At 43.2% G+C, this 21,124-nt stretch carries 30 protein-coding genes; all 30 read right to left on the reverse strand.

The window, feature by feature from the left end; genetic code table 11:
• Positions 1-3 precede the first annotated feature (3 nt).
• On the reverse strand, positions 4-756 hold the full coding sequence (gene map / locus AB4114_RS29260; protein ID WP_436239088.1) for a type I methionyl aminopeptidase: 753 nt from the start codon (positions 754-756) through the stop codon (positions 4-6).
• A complete protein-coding gene (locus AB4114_RS29265) occupies positions 756-1,406 on the reverse strand; it encodes an adenylate kinase (protein WP_068661885.1) in 651 nt (216 codons plus the stop codon). Before AB4114_RS29265 ends, map begins: the two co-directional genes overlap by 1 nt.
• An 86-nt stretch (positions 1,407-1,492) precedes the next feature.
• Positions 1,493-2,797: a preprotein translocase subunit SecY gene (gene secY / locus AB4114_RS29270; protein ID WP_171632727.1), complete on the reverse strand. Its 1,305-nt coding sequence runs from the start codon at positions 2,795-2,797 to the stop codon at positions 1,493-1,495.
• Entirely contained in the window at positions 2,797-3,237 is a 441-nt protein-coding gene (rplO, locus tag AB4114_RS29275) for a 50S ribosomal protein L15 (RefSeq protein WP_441991594.1), read from the reverse strand. Before rplO ends, secY begins: the two co-directional genes overlap by 1 nt.
• Before the next feature lie 36 nt (positions 3,238-3,273).
• A complete protein-coding gene (gene rpmD / locus AB4114_RS29280) occupies positions 3,274-3,462 on the reverse strand; it encodes a 50S ribosomal protein L30 (RefSeq protein WP_056618272.1) in 189 nt (62 codons plus the stop codon).
• Positions 3,463-3,473: 11 nt separating this feature from the next.
• Entirely contained in the window at positions 3,474-3,971 is a 498-nt protein-coding gene (rpsE, locus tag AB4114_RS29285) for a 30S ribosomal protein S5 (RefSeq protein WP_056618277.1), read from the reverse strand.
• Positions 3,972-3,998: 27 nt separating this feature from the next.
• A complete protein-coding gene (gene rplR / locus AB4114_RS29290; protein WP_056618280.1) occupies positions 3,999-4,367 on the reverse strand; it encodes a 50S ribosomal protein L18 in 369 nt (122 codons plus the stop codon).
• A 101-nt stretch (positions 4,368-4,468) separates the two neighbouring features.
• Entirely contained in the window at positions 4,469-5,011 is a 543-nt protein-coding gene (gene rplF, locus AB4114_RS29295; protein ID WP_028557480.1) for a 50S ribosomal protein L6, read from the reverse strand.
• Positions 5,012-5,040: 29 nt separating this feature from the next.
• A complete protein-coding gene (rpsH, locus tag AB4114_RS29300; protein ID WP_028557481.1) occupies positions 5,041-5,439 on the reverse strand; it encodes a 30S ribosomal protein S8 in 399 nt (132 codons plus the stop codon).
• Positions 5,440-5,472: 33 nt separating this feature from the next.
• Positions 5,473-5,658: a type Z 30S ribosomal protein S14 gene (locus tag AB4114_RS29305; RefSeq protein WP_028557482.1), complete on the reverse strand. Its 186-nt coding sequence runs from the start codon at positions 5,656-5,658 to the stop codon at positions 5,473-5,475.
• Positions 5,659-5,694: 36 nt separating this feature from the next.
• Complete coding sequence (rplE, locus tag AB4114_RS29310; RefSeq protein ID WP_056618284.1) at positions 5,695-6,237, reverse strand: 50S ribosomal protein L5; 543 nt, start codon at positions 6,235-6,237, stop codon at positions 5,695-5,697.
• A gap of 33 nt (positions 6,238-6,270) precedes the next feature.
• Positions 6,271-6,624 carry a 50S ribosomal protein L24 gene (gene rplX, locus AB4114_RS29315; protein ID WP_081787661.1) on the reverse strand — a complete coding sequence of 118 codons (354 nt, stop codon included), beginning with the start codon at positions 6,622-6,624 and terminating at the stop codon, positions 6,271-6,273.
• Between the two features lie 55 nt (positions 6,625-6,679).
• Positions 6,680-7,048 carry a 50S ribosomal protein L14 gene (rplN, locus tag AB4114_RS29320; protein WP_028557485.1) on the reverse strand — a complete coding sequence of 123 codons (369 nt, stop codon included), beginning with the start codon at positions 7,046-7,048 and terminating at the stop codon, positions 6,680-6,682.
• A 35-nt stretch (positions 7,049-7,083) separates the two neighbouring features.
• A complete protein-coding gene (gene rpsQ, locus AB4114_RS29325; RefSeq protein ID WP_028557486.1) occupies positions 7,084-7,347 on the reverse strand; it encodes a 30S ribosomal protein S17 in 264 nt (87 codons plus the stop codon).
• Between the two features lie 27 nt (positions 7,348-7,374).
• The gene (rpmC, locus tag AB4114_RS29330) at positions 7,375-7,572 is read right to left on the reverse strand and encodes a 50S ribosomal protein L29 (protein WP_028557487.1); all 198 of its coding nucleotides are present in this window, start codon (positions 7,570-7,572) and stop codon (positions 7,375-7,377) included.
• On the reverse strand, positions 7,562-7,996 hold the full coding sequence (gene rplP, locus AB4114_RS29335) for a 50S ribosomal protein L16 (protein WP_028557488.1): 435 nt from the start codon (positions 7,994-7,996) through the stop codon (positions 7,562-7,564). The genes rpmC and rplP overlap by 11 nt, the downstream gene beginning before the upstream one ends.
• 3 nt (positions 7,997-7,999) lie before the next feature.
• On the reverse strand, positions 8,000-8,662 hold the full coding sequence (rpsC, locus tag AB4114_RS29340; protein ID WP_028557489.1) for a 30S ribosomal protein S3: 663 nt from the start codon (positions 8,660-8,662) through the stop codon (positions 8,000-8,002).
• A 13-nt stretch (positions 8,663-8,675) separates the two neighbouring features.
• A complete protein-coding gene (rplV, locus tag AB4114_RS29345; RefSeq protein WP_028557490.1) occupies positions 8,676-9,008 on the reverse strand; it encodes a 50S ribosomal protein L22 in 333 nt (110 codons plus the stop codon).
• 29 nt (positions 9,009-9,037) lie between these two features.
• A complete protein-coding gene (gene rpsS, locus AB4114_RS29350; RefSeq protein ID WP_028557491.1) occupies positions 9,038-9,316 on the reverse strand; it encodes a 30S ribosomal protein S19 in 279 nt (92 codons plus the stop codon).
• Between the two features lie 84 nt (positions 9,317-9,400).
• Entirely contained in the window at positions 9,401-10,231 is an 831-nt protein-coding gene (gene rplB / locus AB4114_RS29355; protein WP_441991595.1) for a 50S ribosomal protein L2, read from the reverse strand.
• A gap of 29 nt (positions 10,232-10,260) precedes the next feature.
• Positions 10,261-10,551 carry a 50S ribosomal protein L23 gene (gene rplW / locus AB4114_RS29360; RefSeq protein WP_056618288.1) on the reverse strand — a complete coding sequence of 97 codons (291 nt, stop codon included), beginning with the start codon at positions 10,549-10,551 and terminating at the stop codon, positions 10,261-10,263.
• Positions 10,548-11,174 (reverse strand): 50S ribosomal protein L4, encoded by a 627-nt coding sequence (gene rplD, locus AB4114_RS29365; protein WP_441991596.1) that lies wholly within the window; start codon positions 11,172-11,174, stop codon positions 10,548-10,550. The genes rplW and rplD overlap by 4 nt, the downstream gene beginning before the upstream one ends.
• Before the next feature lie 16 nt (positions 11,175-11,190).
• Positions 11,191-11,814 (reverse strand): 50S ribosomal protein L3, encoded by a 624-nt coding sequence (gene rplC / locus AB4114_RS29370; RefSeq protein ID WP_056618299.1) that lies wholly within the window; start codon positions 11,812-11,814, stop codon positions 11,191-11,193.
• Between the two features lie 43 nt (positions 11,815-11,857).
• Positions 11,858-12,166 carry a 30S ribosomal protein S10 gene (rpsJ, locus tag AB4114_RS29375; RefSeq protein WP_028557496.1) on the reverse strand — a complete coding sequence of 103 codons (309 nt, stop codon included), beginning with the start codon at positions 12,164-12,166 and terminating at the stop codon, positions 11,858-11,860.
• A 403-nt stretch (positions 12,167-12,569) separates the two neighbouring features.
• Positions 12,570-13,760, reverse strand: coding sequence for an elongation factor Tu (gene tuf / locus AB4114_RS29380; protein ID WP_028557497.1), 1,191 nt, complete (start codon positions 13,758-13,760; stop codon positions 12,570-12,572).
• A gap of 39 nt (positions 13,761-13,799) precedes the next feature.
• A complete protein-coding gene (fusA, locus tag AB4114_RS29385; protein WP_441991597.1) occupies positions 13,800-15,875 on the reverse strand; it encodes an elongation factor G in 2,076 nt (691 codons plus the stop codon).
• A 39-nt stretch (positions 15,876-15,914) separates the two neighbouring features.
• Positions 15,915-16,385 carry a 30S ribosomal protein S7 gene (gene rpsG / locus AB4114_RS29390; protein WP_441991598.1) on the reverse strand — a complete coding sequence of 157 codons (471 nt, stop codon included), beginning with the start codon at positions 16,383-16,385 and terminating at the stop codon, positions 15,915-15,917.
• Between the two features lie 44 nt (positions 16,386-16,429).
• Entirely contained in the window at positions 16,430-16,849 is a 420-nt protein-coding gene (rpsL, locus tag AB4114_RS29395; RefSeq protein ID WP_028557500.1) for a 30S ribosomal protein S12, read from the reverse strand.
• Positions 16,850-17,011: 162 nt separating this feature from the next.
• Positions 17,012-17,263: a ribosomal L7Ae/L30e/S12e/Gadd45 family protein gene (locus AB4114_RS29400; protein WP_441991599.1), complete on the reverse strand. Its 252-nt coding sequence runs from the start codon at positions 17,261-17,263 to the stop codon at positions 17,012-17,014.
• Between the two features lie 182 nt (positions 17,264-17,445).
• A complete protein-coding gene (rpoC, locus tag AB4114_RS29405; protein WP_056618310.1) occupies positions 17,446-21,066 on the reverse strand; it encodes a DNA-directed RNA polymerase subunit beta' in 3,621 nt (1,206 codons plus the stop codon).
• Positions 21,067-21,124: the final 58 nt, after the last annotated feature.

A 21,124-nucleotide genomic window follows, 5' to 3' on the forward strand; every position in this document is an offset into this window, starting at 1 on the left:
CACCTACGATCTAGGCAAAGTCAATATTTCATAACCAGCTGCCGTAATAGCAACCGTATGTTCGAAATGAGCACATAGGGTTCGATCTGAAGTGACTACAGTCCAATCGTCTTCGAGTGTTTGGACAAATCTTTCGCCAACAACCACCATGGGTTCAATGGCTAGGACCATGCCTGGTTTGAGTCGAGGACCTTTGTCAGGAATACCATAGTTCGGAATTTGTGGTTCTTCGTGAAGATCCGTTCCAATACCATGACCGACATACTCTATAACCACGGAGAAGCCTGCGTCTTCAATACAAGTTTGGATTGCATGCGACAACGTGTAGAGTCTAGCATCCGGTTTAGCTTCTGCAATGCCTCGATAGAGTGACTCTTCTGTCACAGTCAACAAACGCTGAGCTGTCTCAGAAATTTCACCGACAGGATATGTCCAAGCAGAATCTCCATGATAACCTTTATATTGAGCACCAATATCAATACTGATAATGTCGCCCTCAACTAGCTTTCTTGGACCAGGAATACCATGAACTAATTCTTCGTTGACTGAAGCACAAATGCTCCCAGGAAAACCATTGTAACCTTTGAAAGATGGAATTGCTCCCTGACTGCGAATGAATTCCTCTGCGATCTGATCAAGTTCTTTCGTTGTAATGTTCGGACGAATCGCCCTTGCCAATAAGCGGTGCGTTTCGGCTACGATACGACCAGCTTCTCGCATTAGGTCTAGTTCAACCTCGGACTTACAAATGATCATTACGCTAGACCTCGTAGCAGTGAGCTAATTTGTTCGGTTACCGCATGAATGTCTTGTTCCCCGTTAACCTCACGCAATAATTCCCTCTTTTGGTAGTAATCCAGAAGCGGAGCCGTTTTGTTGATGTATTCATCCAAACGTGTTCCGACTTTCTCTTCCGTATCATCAGATCGTTGGTACAACTCACCGGAACATTTATCGCATACGCCTTCTTGCTGAGGTGGGTTGAAGATGACATGATACGTAGAACCACAGGATTTACAAATTCTTCGGCCAGTTAGTCGTGCTAACAGATAACTGCGATCAACAGCTAGATTGATTACGACCTCAATCTTCTTACCAAGTGAATCAACGATGTCAGACAATGCATCAGCTTGAGCTACCGTTCTAGGAAACCCATCTAGCAAAAATCCTTTATCGCAATCCGGCTGGGCAAGACGCTCTCTCACAATACCGTTCGTAATTTCATCAGGAACAAGAAGCCCCTTATCTACATATCCTTTAGCTTCGATACCCATTGGAGTACCTTGGCTCATTGCTGCGCGAAATGCATCGCCAGTTGAAATATGAGGAATTTGAAACTCAGAAACGATTTTCTCTGCTTGCGTACCTTTGCCTGCACCAGGAGGCCCCATAAATATTACGTTCACAATTAAAACCTCCCCATCGCACTCGGCATTACGAACAGCACAATAGGTGCCGATGTCGCAGAACTTGCCCCATCAGTACCTATTAGCTATTTATTGATGAACCCTTTGTAATGACGCTTAATCAATTGGCTCTCGATTTGCTTCATTGTCTCAAGACCAACGCCTACTACGATAAGCAAAGATGTACCACCTATTTTAACCGAACTAGGCAATCCAGCAAGTCCTCCAAATAACATTGGAAGAATAGAGATAGCTGAAAGGAACAAAGCTCCAGAAAGAGTAATTCTAGTCATTACGCGTGTCAGATAAGTCGAAGTCGTTTTACCTGGTCTGATACCTGGTATGTATCCGCCGTTCTTCTTCATCTGATCAGCCATTTGAACTGGATTAATTTGTACGAAGGTGTAGAAGTAGGTGAAACCGATAATCAGCAGTACATACAGTACAATCGCTAATGGTGCAGTTTGGTTAATACTCAAGTTGTTGATAATCCATTCTGCGACTACATTCCCTCTCCAGTAACTTGCAATGGTTGGAGGAAACATCAAAAGTGATAATGCGAAGATTACAGGGATAACACCAGCAGCATTCACTTTAAGTGGAATGTGTGTTGTTTGCCCACCATACATTTTACGACCAACTACTCGCTTAGCATATTGTACAGGTATCTTACGAACACCTTGTTGTACGAATATAACGCCAGCAATAATCAGGATAACAACTAAAGCAATAATGATCAGTTTCACAATGTTCAGGAACAGGGCTCCTTCGGTTGCAAAGAGTGATTTGTAGATTTGTTGAATGCTTGTTGGAATCGCAGAAACGATACCAGCAAAGATGATAATGGAGATACCGTTACCAATCCCGTATTCCGTGATTTGCTCACCTAGCCACATCAAGAAAGCTGTACCAGCTGTCAACACGATAGCGATCAAAGCAAAGGTTGTAAACCCAGCATCAATAACTAAACCACTGTATAGGCGGTTAAAGCCAATTGATAGTCCGAAAGCTTGAATCAACCCTAGAACAATCGTACCGTAACGAGTCACCTGCGTCATTTTCTTTCTTCCGACATCACCCTCTTTTGCCCACTGCGCAAAGCGCGGAATAACATCCATGGACAAAAGCTGAACAATGATCGAAGCCGTGATATAAGGCATAATTCCCATCGCGAAGATGGAGAATTGGAAGAGCGCACCGCCGGAGAACGTGTTAAGCAAACCAAAGACATCGCTCTGATTCGCTTGATCTTGAAGTTTCAGAACATCTGTATTAATGTTTGGAACCGGAATAAAGGCACCCAAACGGTAGACGATTAGCAAGATAAGCGTGAAGAGAATCCTTCTGCGTAAATCTTCTACTTTGAAGATGTTGGCTATGGTATTGAACATTAAATCACCTCGGTAATACCGCCGGCAGCTTGGATTTTCTCAATCGCTGATTGAGAGAACTTATTCGCTTTAACGGTTAATTTTACTGTGATTTCACCGTTTCCTAAAATCTTAATGCCGTCTTTAGGAGCTTTAACAATACCAGTCTCCATTAATACTTCTGGAGTAACTTCAGTACCAGCTGCGAAATTGTTCAAGTCTTCAAGATTAACGATCGCGTACTCCGTACGGAAACGGTTCGTAAATCCACGCTTAGGTAAACGACGGTACAATGGGTTTTGTCCACCCTCAAATCCAGGACGAACGCCTCCACCGGAACGTGCGTTTTGACCTTTATGTCCGCGAGTTGATGTTTTACCCATACCACTACTTGTTCCACGTCCAACACGCTTAGGTGATTTACGAGCGCCAGTAGCAGAACTTAGCTCATGTAACTTCATCGTTGCACACCTCCTCTAGATCTTAAATTCGTAATTCTATGCTTCGATTTCTTTAACTTCTACCAAATGGCTTACTTGGTTAACCATTCCTCTGATTGCAGCATTATCTTGGTGAAGAACAGTTTGGTTAATCTTACGAAGACCAAGTGTTTTCACAGTAATGCGTTGCGTTTCAGGGCGGCCGATCAAGCTGCGTTTTAGGGTAACTTGTAATTGTTTAGCCATGTATACCCCTCCTAACCTAATAGCTCTTGAACAGTTTTACCGCGAAGCTTTGCAACTTCTTCCGCTTTTTTCAAGCGGCTTAAGCCTTCAAGCGTTGCGTTAACCATGTTCATGGAGTTCGATGAACCTAGGGATTTTGTCAAGATATCGCCTACACCAGCAAGTTCAAGTACTGCACGAACTGGTCCGCCTGCGATAACTCCTGTACCTTGGGATGCTGGTTTCAATAGAACGCGTCCCGCGCCAAATTTACCAGTAACAAGGTGAGGAATCGAAGTGCCTACGATAGGAACATGAATCAAGTTCTTTTTCGCATCTTCAATACCTTTACGGATTGCATCTGGAACTTCGGAAGCTTTACCGATTCCTGCACCAACCCAGCCATTGCCATCGCCAACGACAACAAGTGCGCTGAAGCTGAAACGACGTCCGCCTTTTACTACTTTAGCTACGCGATTAATATTTACGACTTTTTCTGTTAGCTCTAAAGTATTAGGATCTACACGCAAGTCTTTTACCTCCTTATTAATGTATTTCTAGAATTCAAGACCAGCTTCACGAGCTGCGTCAGCCAATGCTTGAACACGTCCATGATAAAGGTATCCACCGCGGTCAAAAACCACTTTGTCTAAACCTTTTTCTTTCGCACGTGCTGCGATTAATGCGCCAACTTTACGAGCAGCTTCAACGTTACCACCGTTACCAATTTCACTTTTAAGCTCTTTATCTTGAGTCGAAGCTGCAACGATTGTTACACCAGTTGTATCATCGATTAATTGAGCATACATATGTTTGGATGAACGGAAGATGTTCAAACGTGGGCGAAGAGTTGTTCCTTCAATTTTCTTACGAACACGAAGGTGTCTTTTCAGACGAGCTTTATTTTTATCGCTTTTAGTAATCATCTATACTTACACTCCTTTCATCATCTTATGATGCGAGGCTTATGCTTACGTAGCAAGTTTTCATCAGAAAACTCTTAGCTATTACCCGCGATCTTTCGATCTTATTTCTTCTTACCAGCTTTACCTTCTTTACGAAGAATGCGTTCGCCTTCATACTTGATACCTTTACCTTTATACGGTTCTGGTTCACGTACGGAACGAACTTTTGCTGCCATAGCGCCAACTAGCTCTTTATCAATACCTTTAACGATGATTTTCGTGTTCGTTGGAACATCGAACTCAATGCCGTTTTCAGGGTTGATTTCAACTGGATGGGAGTACCCAACGTTAAGAACCAATTTGTCACCGCTTTTGTTTGCACGGTAACCAACGCCTACTAGATCCAAAGATTTCGTGAAACCTTCCGTAACACCACTTACCATGTTGGCAACAACACTACGTGTTGTACCATGCAGGGAACGGTGGAGTTTGTTATCGGAAGGACGCTCAACGGAAATCTCGTTTTCTAGAACATTAACTTTCATATCCGTATGAAGTACACGGGACAAGGAACCTTTAGGTCCACTAACCGTGATTTGAGTATTGTCTAGTGTTACATTTACACCACTTGGAATGGTGATTGGCTTACGACCAATACGAGACATGTTTGCACCTCCATTCAATTACAATTGTATTACCAAACGTAGCAGATAACCTCTCCGCCAGCTTTGGATTGACGAGCATCTTTATCCGTCATAACTCCTTGAGACGTGGAGATGATGGCAATCCCTAATCCGCCCAGAACACGAGGGACTTCTTGTGATTTTGTATAAACGCGTAGACCTGGTTTCGAAATTCTTTTCAAACCAGAGATAACACGCTCATTGTTTGAACCATATTTCAGGAACAAACGAATGATACCTTGTTTGCTATCTTGAACGTACTCAGCATCACGGATAAATCCTTCTTTTTTAAGGATTTCAGCGATTTCCCTCTTCACTTTTGAAGCTGGGATTTCAACTGTCTCATGACGTACGATGTTCGCATTACGAATGCGTGTTAGCATATCTGCAATTGGATCTGACATGACCATTTTGTGTAAACCTCCTTCCCGAAAATAGGGTGATTACCAGCTTGCTTTTTTCACGCCTGGAATCTGACCCAAGTGTGCTAATTCGCGGAAACAAATCCGACAAATTTTGAACTTGCGAAGCACTGAATGCGGACGTCCGCAGCGCTCACAACGTGTGTATGCTTGCACTTTAAACTTCGGGGTACGTTGCTGTTTGACTTTCATCGAAGTTTTTGCCACTTAATATAACACCTCCTGATAGGTACAACTGGTAACCTATTTTACGAAAGGCGCTCCGAGTTGTGTTAAAAGCTCGCGAGCTTCCTCGTCGGACTTAGCCGTCGTTACGATAACAATATCCATACCACGAACTTTATCGATTTTATCATACTCAATTTCAGGGAAAATGAGTTGTTCTTTCAAACCAAGCGTGTAGTTACCGCGACCATCAAATGCTTTGTTGGAAATACCACGGAAGTCACGTACACGTGGAAGTGATACGTTAAATAATTTATCCAAGAAGTGGTACATACGCTCGCCACGAAGAGTTACTTTCGCACCGATCGGCATGTTTTCACGAAGTTTGAAACCCGCGATTGCTTTTTTGGATTTAGTTACAACTGGTTTTTGACCGGAGATCTTTTGAAGATCTTCTACTGCAGTGTCAAGAACTTTCGAGTTTGAAACAGCTTCACCAACACCCATGTTGATTACAACTTTCTCAATTTTCGGTACTTGCATAACTGTAGTGTAGTTGAACTTTTGAATTAATGCTGGTGTAATCTCGTTCAAGTAACGATCTTTCAATCTTACTGCCATGACTTAGTTTCCTCCTTTCCATACATGTGTGTATTAGTCGATAACTTCGCCGGATTTTTTCGCGATACGAACTTTCGTTCCGTTATCTAATACTTTGTATCCTACGCGAGTAGGTTTGCCGCTCTTAGGATCAATTAGCATCACGTTAGAAACGTGGATCGCAGCTTCTTGATTCAAGATACCGCCTTGTGGGTTAAGTTGGGATGGTTTCGCATGTTTCTTAACCATGTTTACACCTTCAACAAGAACACGATTTTGACGAGGGTAAGCTGCGATAACGCGGCCTTTCTTACCTTTGTCTTTGCCAGTGATAACGAAAACAGTATCGTCTTTTTTCACGTGCAATTTATTGTTATGAGATTCTAGTCTCTTTTTAAGTCTTGGCATTAGCTTCTACACCTCCTGGGGTTCTCCACAATGGAAAACAACATCGTAACACGTCTTAGATAACTTCTGGAGCCAAGGATACGATCTTCATGAAGTCTCTATCGCGAAGTTCGCGAGCAACTGGTCCGAAGATACGAGTACCACGTGGGCTCTTATCTTCTTTCACGATAACAGCTGCATTCTCATCAAATGAGATATATGAACCGTCTTTACGGCGAGCACCGCTCTTCGTACGAACGATAACTGCTTTAACAACGTCACCTTTTTTGACAACGCCACCTGGTGTTGCTTCTTTTACTGAACATACGATCAAATCACCAATGTGACCAACGCGACGACCAGTACCACCCAAAACGCGGATACACATTAATTGTTTCGCACCTGAGTTGTCAGCGACAGCCAAACGAGTAAATGGTTGAATCATCGTATTCCCTCCTTTCGGGGTTCATATCTAGAATATTAGATAACAACTGCCACTTCAAGAATTTCAACCAGTCTCCAGCTTTTATCTTTGGACAACGGTCTAGTTTCACTGATTTTCACAGTGTCACCAATCTTAGCTTGGTTGTTTTCATCATGTGCTTTGAATTTTTTTGTAGATTTAATTCTTTTGTGGTAGAGTTCATGCTTTTTGTAAGTTTCAACAGCAACAACAATGGTTTTATCCATTTTATCACTGACAACCTTACCGATCAGAACTTTACGATCGTTACGTTCAGTCATCTAAGGAACACTCCCTTCTAGATTTGGTTACCCAATACCCAGTTCTCTTTCACGCAAAATAGTCTTGGCACGAGCGATCTCTTTACGCAAATCACGAATCTGAGTCGGGTTGTCCAATTGACCAGTAGCTAGTTGAAAACGGAGGTTAAAGAGTTCTTCTTTAAAACCATTAACTTTTTGCTCGATTTCAGCAGTGGTTAAGTTCCGGAATTCACTACCCTTCATTTGCTTCACCGCCTACTTCTTCTCTTTTCACGAACTTCGTTTTGATTGGAAGCTTGTGAGCAGCAAGACGCATTGCTTCGCGAGCAACCTCTTCACTTACACCAGCTAGTTCAAACAAAATTTTGCCCGGTTTTACTACGGCAACCCATTTTTCCACGCTACCTTTACCACTACCCATACGAACCTCAAGAGGCTTCTGTGTAACTGGTTTAGCTGGGAAAATTTTAATCCATACTTTACCGCCACGTTTGATGTAACGTGTCATGGCAATACGTGCTGCTTCGATTTGACGGTTGGAAACCCAAGCCGGTTCTACCGCTTGCAGACCATATTCGCCAAAAGCAACTTCCGTTCCGCCTTTAGCGCGACCTTTCATGTTACCGCGGTGTTCTTTACGGTGTTTTACACGTTTAGGTACTAACATGATTTAATTTCCTCCTTCCGGCTGAGCCTTTTTCTTAGCTGTCGGAAGCACTTCTCCACGATAAATCCATACTTTTACACCAATACGTCCATAAGTAGTGGCTGCTTCAGCCGTACCATAGTCGATATCCGCACGAAGTGTATGAAGTGGAACAGTTCCTTCGCTATATCCTTCCGTACGAGCAATCTCAGCACCGCCAAGACGTCCGCTAGTTGCAACTTTGATACCTTTTGCTCCAGATCTCATAGTTCTTTGCATTGCTTGCTTCATAGCACGACGGAAAGATACGCGACGCTCTAATTGAAGTGCAACTGCTTCAGCTACTAGGATAGCATCAAGATCAGGGTGTTTGATTTCAGAAATGTTGATATGAACTTTTTTGTTCGACATAGCTGCGATGTAGTTACGAATAACTTCAACTTCAGCTCCGCCTTTACCAATAACCATTCCTGGTTTAGCAGTATGAATCGTTACGTTAACACGGTTAGCCGCGCGCTCGATATCGATATGGGAAACTGCAGAATCTTTAAGTTTATTCTTTAAGTATTCGCGGATTTTGACGTCTTCAAGCAGCAGAGTTCCGAAATCTTTTTCTGCGAACCATTTGGACTCCCAATCACGAATGACACCAATTCTAAAGCCTATCGGGTGTACTTTCTGACCCACACGTTACCCCTCCTTATTTTTCAGATACCACGATTGTGATGTGGCTGGTACGTTTTTTGATCGCGCTAGCGCGGCCCATTGCACGTTGTTGGAATCTTTTCATTGTTGGCCCTTGATTTACGAATGTCTCGGAAACAACAAGTTTGTTTGGATCTAATGAATAGTTATGCTCTGCATTGGCAATTGCGGAATTCAATAGTTTCTCCAGAATTGGAGAAGCTGCTTTTGGTGTATGACGCAAAATAGCGATCGCTTCACCTACCGCTTTTCCCCGAATCAAGTCAACAACTAGCTTTGCTTTACGAGGAGCAATCCGAGCGTGGTTCAATATTGCTTTAGCTTGCATGGTAGTACCTCCTCTCGGTTAAAAATGAATTAACGTTTTCCGGTTTTCTTATCGTCATCGTGACCTTTATACGTACGTGTTGGAGCAAATTCACCAAGCTTATGCCCAACCATATCTTCCGTTACATATACTGGCACGTGTTTTCTTCCGTCATATACTCCGAAAGTGTGACCAACGAATTGCGGGTAAATTGTAGAACGACGGGACCACGTTTTGACAACTAATTTCTTGCCAGAAGTGTTTAAGTCTTCTACTTTTTTCAGTAAGTGACCATCGATAAATGGACCCTTCTTTAAGCTGCGACCCATGGGTGTTCCTCCCTTCCTTGAACCTCAAGAGAATGTCTATATCCGTGATAAATTGAAACATTTATTCGATTCATTTTATCGTGATTACTTCGTACGACGACGTACAATGTATTTATCGGATGCTTTACCTTTTTTACGAGTTTTGAAACCAAGCGTCGGTTTACCMCATGGAGACATAGGTGATTTACGTCCGATTGGTGCGCGTCCTTCACCACCACCGTGTGGGTGATCATTCGGGTTCATAACAACCCCACGAACTTGAGGACGATTGCCTTTCCAACGATTACGTCCTGCTTTACCGATTTTCACGAGTTCGTGATCTTCGTTACCAACAGAGCCGATTGTTGCGCGGCAAACTTTTAATACTTTACGAACTTCACCGGATGAAAGGCGAATTGTAACGTATGATTCTTCTTTACCAAGCAATTGAGCTTCAGTACCAGCTGCGCGCACTAGTTGTGCACCTTTACCAGGTTTCAACTCAATGTTGTGGATAACTGTACCAACTGGAATGTTTTCCAATGGAAGAGCGTTACCTACTTTGATATCTGCTTGTGGTCCAGAAACGATACGATCATCCACTTTAAGACCTTTAGGAGCGATGATGTATTTTTTCTCGCCATCAGCATAATGAATCAATGCGATGTTCGCGGAACGGTTAGGATCGTACTCAACTGTAGCAACGCGTCCTGGTATTCCATCTTTAGTACGTTTGAAATCGATAATACGGTATTTACGCTTATGTCCACCACCGTGGTGACGAACCGTAATTTTACCTTGGTTGTTACGACCAGCATGCTTGAACAAAGGAGCAAGCAATGATTTCTCGGGTGTTGATGTTGTGATTTCTTCAAATGTAGAAACCGACATCGCACGACGAGCTGGTGAGGTTGGTTTGTATTTTTTAATTGGCACTCTGTTTCCTCCTTACTTCAAGAAATGGGTTATACCGTTTCGAAGAATTCCAATTCTTTGCTCTCAGCGCTTAGGGACACGATAGCTTTCTTCCAGATGGAAGTGTAACCAGAGTGTTTGCCATAACGTTTAGGCTTAGCTGGCATTCTGAGTGTGTTTACATTTGTAACTTTCACTTTGAAGATTGCTTCGATAGCTTGTTTAATTTCTGTTTTGTTAGCGCGAAGATCCACTTCGAAAACATACTTTTTGTTAGCCATTAGGTCGCTTGTACGCTCAGTGATGATCGGGCGCTTGATAATGTCGCGTGGATTTTTCATTGTGCAAGCACCTCCTCAACTTTCTGTACAGCCTCTTGTGTTAAGATCAATTTGTCATAAAGCATGACATCAAGAACGTTAACTCCATCAGCAGCAACAAATTTCACACCTGGGATATTGCGAGCAGATAATGCTACATTGGAGTCGTTAGGAACGCCTACAACTAGTACTTTTGTATCTACTTTCAGGTTGTTCAAAATAGCAACGAATTCTTTCGTTTTCGGAGCATTCAATTGAAGTTGATCCAGAACGATCAAGTTGTTATCGATAAGTTTCGAGGACAAAGYGGATTTGATCGCTAAGCGACGAACTTTTCTTGGCAATTTGAAACCATAGCTACGAGGAGTTGGTCCGAATACGGTACCGCCGCCTTTCCACTGTGGAGCACGAATACTACCTTGACGCGCACGACCTGTACCTTTTTGTTTCCAAGGTTTACGACCACCGCCGCGAACTTCTGAACGACCTTTTGTTTTGTGAGTTCCTTGACGAACAGCTGCTTGTTGCAAAAGAACAGCTTCGTGAATCGCATGAACGTGAGGCTCAATTCCGAAAACAACGTCAGACAGTTCAATTTCTCCTACCTGAGCACCTGTTACATTATATAAAGCTACTTTTGGCATCTGTCTTCCTCCTTTCTTACTTTTTAACAGCAGACTTCACGCTAACGTAGCTGTTTTTAGGGCCTGGAATGGAACCTTTAACTAGCAATACATTACGTTCAGCATCTACTTTAATGATTTGAAGATTTTGCAATGTTACCGTTTCGTTACCCATATGTCCTGGCAATTTCTTACCTTTAGGAACGCGGTTTGCTTGAATGGAACCCATCGAACCTGGTCCGCGGTGATAACGTGATCCGTGTGCCATTGGCCCAGTGGATTGGTTATGTCTTTTGATGTTACCTTGGAAACCTTTACCTTTGGAAGTACCCGTTACATCAACGAATTCGCCCTCTGCGAACAGATCTGCTTTCAGTTCTTGACCAACTTCATAGTCACCCAACTGAATGCCACGAATTTCTTTAACGTAGCGCTTAGGCGTTGCCCCTGCTTTTTTCGCATGGCCAAGCTCTGGTTTAATGATACGGCTAGCTTTTACATCATCAAAACCGATTTGGATCGACTCATAACCATCGTTATCCACATCTTTCTTTTGCAGTACCACACATGGTCCTGCTTGAATGACAGTTACCGGAACAACATTACCCTCCGGAGTAAACAACTGTGTCATCCCAAGTTTTTTCCCTAAGATACCTTTCATCGTTGACACCTCATTTCCTTCCATTGTTAACTCTATAGTTGTTTTACAGTTTGATCTCGATGTCAACGCCAGACGGTAAGTCTAGACGCATTAGAGCATCAACTGTTTGTGGTGTTGGATTCACAATATCGATTAGACGCTTATGCGTACGCATTTCGAATTGCTCACGCGAATCCTTGTACTTGTGCACCGCACGAAGAATCGTGATGATTTGCTTCTCTGTCGGAAGCGGAATCGGACCGGATACACCTGCACCGGAACGCTTGGCAGTTTCCACGATTTTCTCAGCTGATTGATCAATAATTCTGTGATCATAAGCCTTCAAACGGATACGAATTTTTTGCTTTGCCATTTAAAAGTCCCTCCTTCTATCGCCCAATTTATTATCGGACATACTCCGCGAAAATTCTCCAACAACCATCCCCATGGCAAAGGGGCCTGGTGTGTCGGCAACCTTTCGCATCATCGCAACGTCACAGACCAACGTTTAATATTATATAAAATTATAAAACGAAAAGCAAGTGAAATTTTAGGCAAACACACATATTTATTTCAACGTGTATTTAGCTTCTAAATTCAACGTCCGTTGCGCGTTACTCAAACAGTTTCTTTATTATAATAGAAGTAAAACATATTAACTACTGCATTCTGTTTCCAATACCGCTCTAAAAGTAAATATGATGATTCCCGCGGCAGATAATATAAAAAAACATCCATCGATTAATCGATGGATGTTTCGATCTCTCAAAGAGAGATTATTTTTGAATTGTAGCAACCGCGCCCGCACCAACTGTACGTCCGCCTTCACGAATCGCGAAGCGTGTTCCTTCTTCGATTGCGATTGGGTTGATTAGTTCTACAGTAACTGTGATGTTATCACCTGGCATAACCATCTCAGTACCTTCTGGAAGGGAGATGATACCCGTTACGTCAGTTGTACGGAAGTAGAACTGAGGACGGTAACCAGTGAAGAAAGGCTTATGACGGCCACCCTCTTCTTTAGTTAGAACGTAGATTTGTGCTGTGAAGTTCGTGTGTGGTTTAACTGAACCCGGTTTCGCAAGAACTTGTCCACGCTCGATATCTTTACGATCAACACCACGAAGCAATGCTCCAATGTTGTCACCAGCTTGAGCGGAATCAAGCAATTTACGGAACATCTCTACACCAGTTACGATGCATTTACGAGTTTCTTCAGCGATACCAACGATTTCAACTTCTTCTTGTACTTTAACAGTACCACGCTCAACACGACCAGTTGCAACTGTTCCACGACCAGTGATTGAGAATACATCCTCAACTGGCATAAGGAAAGGTTTGTCTGTTTGACGCTCAGGAGTTGGGATGTAAGTATCAACTTGCTCGAACAACTCGATGATTTTGTCAGCCCAAGGACCATCTGGGTTTTGAAGAGCTTCACGAGCTGCTCCACGGATGATTGGAGTATCATCGCCTGGGAACTCATATTCGTTAAGAAGGTCGCGAACTTCCATCTCAACCAATTCAAGCAACTCTTCGTCTTCAACCATGTCACATTTGTTAAGGAATACCACGATGTATGGTACGCCTACTTGACGGGAAAGAAGAATGTGCTCACGCGTTTGTGGCATAGGGCCATCAGCTGCGGAAACAACTAGGATAGCGCCGTCCATTTGAGCAGCACCAGTGATCATGTTTTTAACATAGTCAGCATGTCCTGGGCAGTCTACGTGTGCGTAGTGACGGTTAGGAGTTTCGTACTCAACGTGAGCTGTGGAGATTGTGATACCGCGCTCGCGCTCTTCTGGTGCTTTATCGATTTGGTCGAATGCTACTGCAGCTCCACCGTATCTTTTGGACAATACTGTTGTGATAGCAGCTGTCAAAGTTGTTTTACCATGATCGACGTGACCAATAGTTCCGATGTTAACATGCGGTTTGTTACGTTCAAATTTAGCCTTTGCCATTTTAAACGATTCCTCCTTAGAGTAACTAATATTTTTATATTAAGCGCCTTTGCCTTTTGCAATAATTTCTTCTGCAATGGACTTAGGTACTTCTTCATAATGCGAAAGTTCCATAGAGTAAACGCCACGGCCTTGTGTTCTTGAACGAAGTGTTGTGGAATATCCAAACATTTCGGACAAAGGCACCTTAGCACGAATGACTTGTGCTCCATGACGGCTATCCATACCTTCGATACGTCCACGACGGGAGTTAAGGTCACCCATAACATCGCCCATGTACTCTTCAGGTACAGTAACTTCTACCTTCATGATTGGCTCAAGAAGAACCGGTTTACATTTATCTTTCGCTGCTTTAAGTGCCATGGAACCTGCGATTTTGAACGCCATTTCATTGGAGTCAACATCATGGTAAGATCCATCAACAACTGTAGCTTTGATATCCACAAGCGGGAATCCTGCGATTACACCGTTCTTCATGGACTCTTCGATACCAGCTTGAATAGGTGCAATGTACTCTCTAGGAATAGCTCCACCCACAACTTTGTTTTCGAAGACAAAACCTACGCCAGCTTCTTGCGGTTCGAACTCAACCCAACAATGTCCGTATTGACCACGACCACCGGATTGACGAACGAATTTACCTTCAACCTTAGCTGCCGCACGGAATGTTTCACGGTAAGCAACTTGTGGTTTACCAACATTGGTTTCTACTTTGAACTCACGAAGCATACGGTCAACTAGGATCTCAAGGTGAAGCTCACCCATACCTGCGATGATCGTTTGTCCAGTTTCTTCGTCTGTGGAAGCACGGAAAGTAGGATCTTCTTCAGCAAGTTTTTGCAATGCGATACCCATTTTATCTTGGTCGGCTTTCGTTTTCGGCTCAACAGCAAGCTGGATAACCGGTTCAGGGAAGACCATTCTCTCAAGAATAACTGGGTTCTTCTCATCACAAAGTGTATCACCTGTCGTTGTATCTTTCAATCCAACAGCAGCGGCAATATCACCAGAGTATACAATACTGATTTCTTGACGTGCGTTCGCATGCATTTGCAGAATACGACCCACACGCTCACGTTTGCCTTTAGTTGCGTTAACAACATAGGATCCGGAGTTCAAGGTACCAGAGTAAACGCGGAAGAAGGTAAGACGACCAACGAAAGGATCTGTCATGATTTTGAATGCAAGCGCTGAGAAAGGTTGATCATCAGCAGACTTACGAACCACTTCAGTACCATCGTCAAGAACACCTTTAATATCAGGCACATCAAGTGGGGATGGCAAGTAGTTAATAACTGCATCCAACATCAATTGAACACCTTTGTTTCTATAAGAAGATCCACAGATAACTGGGAAGATTTTCACTTCGCAGACACCTTTACGCAAAGCTCCTTTGATTTCATCAACAGTAAGCTCTTCACCTTCGAGATATTTCATTGTTAGCTCTTCATCAAGCTCAGCAACTTTCTCGATCAGTTCCAATCTTAATTCTGCGACTTTATCTTTGTACTCAGCAGGGATTTCGATTTTCTCGATATCCTTACCAAGATCGTCTTTGTACATATACGCAACTTCTTCAACTAAATCGATGATGCCTTTGAATTCATTCTCAGCACCGATTGGAAGTTGAATAGCAACCGCATTTGCACCCAGTTTCAAACGCATGGATTCAACAACTTGCAAGAAGTCTGCACCGATGATATCCATTTTGTTTACGTAAGCAATACGAGGAACATTGTATTTATCAGCTTGTCTCCAAACTGTTTCCGATTGAGGCTCAACGCCCTCTTTCGCACTAAATACACCAACTGCTCCATCTAACACACGGAGGGAACGCTCTACCTCAACGGTAAAGTCAACGTGTCCCGGGGTATCGATGACGTTGATACGGTGTCCTTCCCAGTGAGCAGTCGTAGCGGCGGAAGTAATTGTGATTCCGCGCTCTTGCTCTTGTTCCATCCAGTCCATCGTCGCTCCACCTTCGTGGACTTCACCGATTTTATGAACACGGCCTGTATAGAACAAGATACGCTCAGTAGTAGTTGTTTTACCAGCATCGATATGAGCCATGATCCCGATATTACGTGTATTATTCAAGGAGTACTCTCTAGCCATAGGTCGTTATGCCTCCTTTCTAGTAATTGTTTTAGAATTCTACCAACGGTAGTGAGCGAAAGCTTTGTTAGCTTCAGCCATTTTGTGTGTATCTTCACGTTTCTTAACGGAAGAACCAGTGCTATTGCTAGCATCGATAATTTCATAAGCCAATCTTTCTTCCATCGTCTTCTCACCGCGAAGACGGGAATAGTTAACCAACCAACGCAAACCTAATGTCGAACGACGGTCAGGTCTAACTTCGATAGGCACTTGATAGTTTGCTCCACCAACACGGCGAGCTTTAACTTCTAGTACTGGCATAATGTTTTTGATAGCAGCTTCAAACACTTCCATCGGCTCTTTACCTGTACGATCTTTCACGAGGTTAAAAGCGTTGTATAGAATCGTTTGTGCTACCCCTCTTTTTCCATCAACCATAATACGGTTGATAAGACGAGTAACTAGTTTGCTATTATAAATAKGATCTGGCAATACGTCTCTGCGAGTAACTGGACCTTTACGAGGCATAGTTATCCCCCTTTCTTATAAGAATCATTCCTGATTATTATCTCTTATTTTTTAACTTTCGGACGTTTCGTACCGTATTTGGAACGGGATTGCTTACGGTTGTTAACACCGGAAGTATCTAGAGCTCCACGTACGATGTGATAACGTACCCCTGGAAGATCTTTAATTCTACCACCACGGATCAATACAACACTGTGTTCTTGCAGGTTGTGACCGATACCTGGGATATAAGCTGTCACCTCTACGCGGTTCGTTAAACGAACACGTGCGTATTTACGAAGTGCGGAGTTAGGCTTCTTAGGAGTCATAGTACCTACACGCGTGCAGACACCACGTTTTTGAGGAGCGCTCAAATCCGTTGCTTCTCTTTTCAAAGCGTTAAAACCTTTTTGTAAAGCTGGTGATTTGGACTTATCCACCTTCGCTTGACGACCTTTACGTACTAGTTGGTTAATTGTTGGCATATCGCCACCTCCTCCCTACATTCATAACATGATGTGCTTCTTGCAAGCCCACAGATCCAGGCGAGTCATAAATGAGCAAAGAGAAAGTCTTTGTTATGGAGAGCTGTCAAAGTCACGAAAACTTACACAAACTTCTTCCACTAACAAAAACGCCTTTAGCACTTATTCATTTACAACAGCTGCTACCGCAGCTCCAACTTCAATTCCACACGCTTTACCTAGCATCTTCATAGAATCTACGTAGGTTACAGGCACACCCATCTGCGTACAGAGAGCTACCAGATTTATCGTCAATCGCGGATCTGCATCTTTAGAAACAAAAACTTCTATCGCCTTACCTTGCTCGACTGTTTTTGTAACCTTCTTCGTGCCTACACATTTATTCTTCGCCTGTTTGACTATTTCATAAGACATTAGGCACCCCCTTCAAAGAAAGGAAAGAATATCGACTTAGGCACACTTCGATATATTATCATTTTGATTGAGTAGTGTCAAGGGTTAGTTTAAGTAATTCTACTAAGCCGATGGCCTTTTCGTTTAAATAAAAAGAGATAGCGCACCCCTAATCAAGTGGCTACCTCTTTCTCTATATTTAATTACTCAACAGCAACTGTTTCTTTTTCCAAATCTTCATCTAAAACGACAACCTCGTTCGGGTTCGTGATTCGAATATTACGGTATCTTGGCATACCTGTTCCCGCAGGGATCAGTTTACCGATGATAACATTCTCTTTCAAACCTAACAATTGGTCGACTTTCCCCTTAATCGCTGCATCCGTCAAGACACGTGTAGTCTCTTGGAAAGACGCCGCTGATAAGAAGGAATCCGTTTCAAGGGAAGCTTTAGTGATACCGAGCAAGATTGGACGAGCAACCGCAGGCTCTGTGCCAGCGAACAAAGCAACTTTATTAGCTGCTTCATACTCATGAATATCAACGAAGGAACCAGGTAGAAGCGTTGTATCACCCGCGTCTACGATGCGGATTTTACGTAACATTTGACGAACCATAACTTCAATATGTTTATCGTTAATTTCTACCCCTTGGTTACGATATACACGTTGTACTTCTTGAAGAATATAGTTCTGAACGCCGCGAATACCTTTGATGCGAAGCATTTCTTTCGGATCGATAGATCCGTCCGTAAGCTCGTCACCAGCTTCAACTTGTTGATTCAACGAAACACGTACACGAGATCCGTAAGGAACTGCATATACTTTGGATTCCGCTTCACCTTGAACTTCGATTTCACGACGATCCTTAGCTTCACGAATCTCCTTAACGACACCGTCGATTTCGGAAATGATCGCTTGACCTTTCGGATTACGTGCTTCAAAGAGCTCTTGAATACGCGGCAAACCTTGTGTAATATCGTCTCCGGCAACACCACCGGTATGGAACGTACGCATCGTCAACTGTGTTCCTGGCTCACCAATGGATTGCGCGGCAATAATACCAACTGCCTCACCAACCTCAACGAATTGACCAGTAGCCAAGTTACGACCATAACATTTCTTACAAACACCATGATTGGTGCGGCAGCTAAGTACAGAACGAATTTGAAGTTTCTCGATACCAGCTTCAATAATACGATCTGCAATGCCAGATTCAATAAGCTCATTACGTTGTACGATGACTTCACCTGTTTGTGGATGACGAAGCGTTTCATAAGCGTAGCGCCCTTCAATACGATCGTAAAGATCCTCAATAACCTCTTTACCATCTTGAATTTTGCTAACCATAAAGCCTTTATCTGTTCCACAATCATCTTCACGAACGATAACATCTTGTGCTACGTCAACGAGACGACGAGTCAAGTAACCGGAATCCGCTGTACGAAGTGCTGTATCGGCAAGACCTTTACGCGCTCCGTGTGTAGAAATAAAGTATTCTAAGATTGTCAGACCTTCACGGAAGTTCGATTTAATCGGCAACTCCATAATTTTACCGGATGGATTCGCCATCAAACCACGCATACCGCCAAGCTGTGTAATCTGTGATTTGTTACCMCGTGCCTTGGATTCAACCATCATGGAAATAGAGTTGTATTTATCTAGGGATTTCATCAGAATCTCAGTGATTTCATCCTTCGCCTTACTCCAGATCGCAATAACGCGGTCATAACGCTCTTCATCCGTAATCAAACCACGACGGTATTGGTTCGTAACTACGCGTACTTTCTCTTCACATTCCTTAAGGATTGCTACTTTTTCGGTTGGAACTACAACGTCAGAGACAGCTACGGTAATACCGGCTTTTGTTGAATACGTAAATCCAAGCTCTTTAATTTTATCAAGAATCATCGATGTTTGCGTTGTGTGATACTTACGGAAACACTCAGCAATAATCGATCCTAAATATTCTTTACCTACCGCTTTGTTCTCATCACGTTCCAACATGATAGCTTTCAGATCTGCACCTTTTTCAAATACGAAATGCGCATCTGGAATACCATTCAAGAGGTTCGTTTTGGTCGGCTCATTGATGAATGGGAAATCAGCTGGATAGATTTCATTCATAATGATTTTACCGATCGTTGTGATTAACATAGCGTTTTGTTGTTTCTCTGTGAAACTTGTTTTGTTCAATGCTTTCGCAGGGATAGCTACACGTGCATGCAGTGCCATTTTACCCGATTGGTAGGAAGAAACTGCTTCATGAACGGTTCTAATGATCGAACCAGCACCTTTAGCGAATTTGTTATCCGTCGTTAAGTAGAAACTTCCCAGAACCATATCCTGTGAAGGTGTAACAACCGGCTTACCGTCTTTCGGATTCAAAATGTTACCCGATGCTAACATGAGCAAGCGAGCTTCAGCTTGTGCTTCTGAGGACAAAGGAACGTGAACGGCCATTTGGTCACCGTCGAAGTCAGCGTTGTAAGCTGTACATACAAGCGGGTGAAGTTTAATAGCGCGGCCTTCAACCAGAATCGGTTCAAAAGCTTGAATACCCAATCTATGCAACGTTGGTGCACGGTTCAGAAGAACCGGGTGCTCCTTAATGACTTCTTCAAGAACATCCCAAACATCTGGACTTACGCGCTCAACTTTACGCTTCGCACTCTTGATGTTATGTGCCAAACCTTTATTCACAAGCTCTTTCATAACGAAAGGCTTGAACAATTCAAGCGCCATTTCCTTCGGAAGACCACATTGGTACATCTTCAGGTTAGGTCCTACTACGATAACGGAACGACCAGAGTAGTCAACACGTTTACCGAGCAAGTTCTGCCGGAAACGACCTTGTTTACCTTTCAGCATATGGCTGAGGGATTTCAAAGGACGGTTACCCGGACCTGTTACTGGACGGCCGCGACGACCGTTATCGATCAATGCATCAACCGCTTCTTGAAGCATCCGTTTCTCATTTTGAACAATGATATCCGGTGCGCCTAGGTCGAGCAATCTCTTTAGACGGTTGTTACGGTTGATAACACGACGATAGAGATCATTCAAATCGGATGTCGCAAAACGACCACCATCAAGCTGTACCATCGGGCGAAGCTCAGGAGGGATAACTGGCAGTACATCCAGTACCATCCAACCAGGCAAGTTTTTCGAGTTACGGAATGCTTCCATAACTTCCAAACGCTTAATCGCACGGTTACGACGTTGACCTTGTGCAGTTTTGAGTTCTTCTTTGAGCGTGTCTACTTCGCGTTCGATATCAATATCGATAAGAAGCTTTTTGACAGCTTCCGCACCCATGCCTGCTTGGAAAGCATAGCCGTATTTCTCACGATAGCTACGGTATTCTTTCTCAGACAATAGTTGCTTCTTCTCAAGTGGCGTATCACCTGGATCCGTTACTACGTAGGATGCGAAGTAGATGATTTCTTCCAAAGATCTTGGAGACATATCTAGTGCAAGACCCATACGGCTAGGAATCCCTTTGAAATACCAAATATGTGAAACAGGAGCAGCAAGTTCAATGTGACCCATGCGTTCACGACGTACTTTTTGACGGGTTACTTCAACGCCACAGCGGTCACAAACGACGCCTTTATAACGAACGCGTTTGTACTTACCGCAATGACATTCCCAATCTTTCGTAGGTCCGAAGATCTTTTCACAGAAAAGACCTTCTTTCTCAGGTTTTAAGGTTCTGTAGTTAATCGTTTCCGGCTTCTTTACTTCCCCACGGGACCAAGAGCGAATTTTATCGGGTGATGCCAAGCCGATTTTCATAAACTCGAAGTTGTTAACGTCCATCAAGGAGCAACCCTCCTTTAAGAAATTTAAACCCACTTTACAGTGAATCGTTCTCGTTCTA

The sequence above is a fragment of the Paenibacillus sp. 2RAB27 genome (genome assembly GCF_052115445.1).
Classification (GTDB): domain Bacteria; phylum Bacillota; class Bacilli; order Paenibacillales; family NBRC-103111; genus Paenibacillus_E.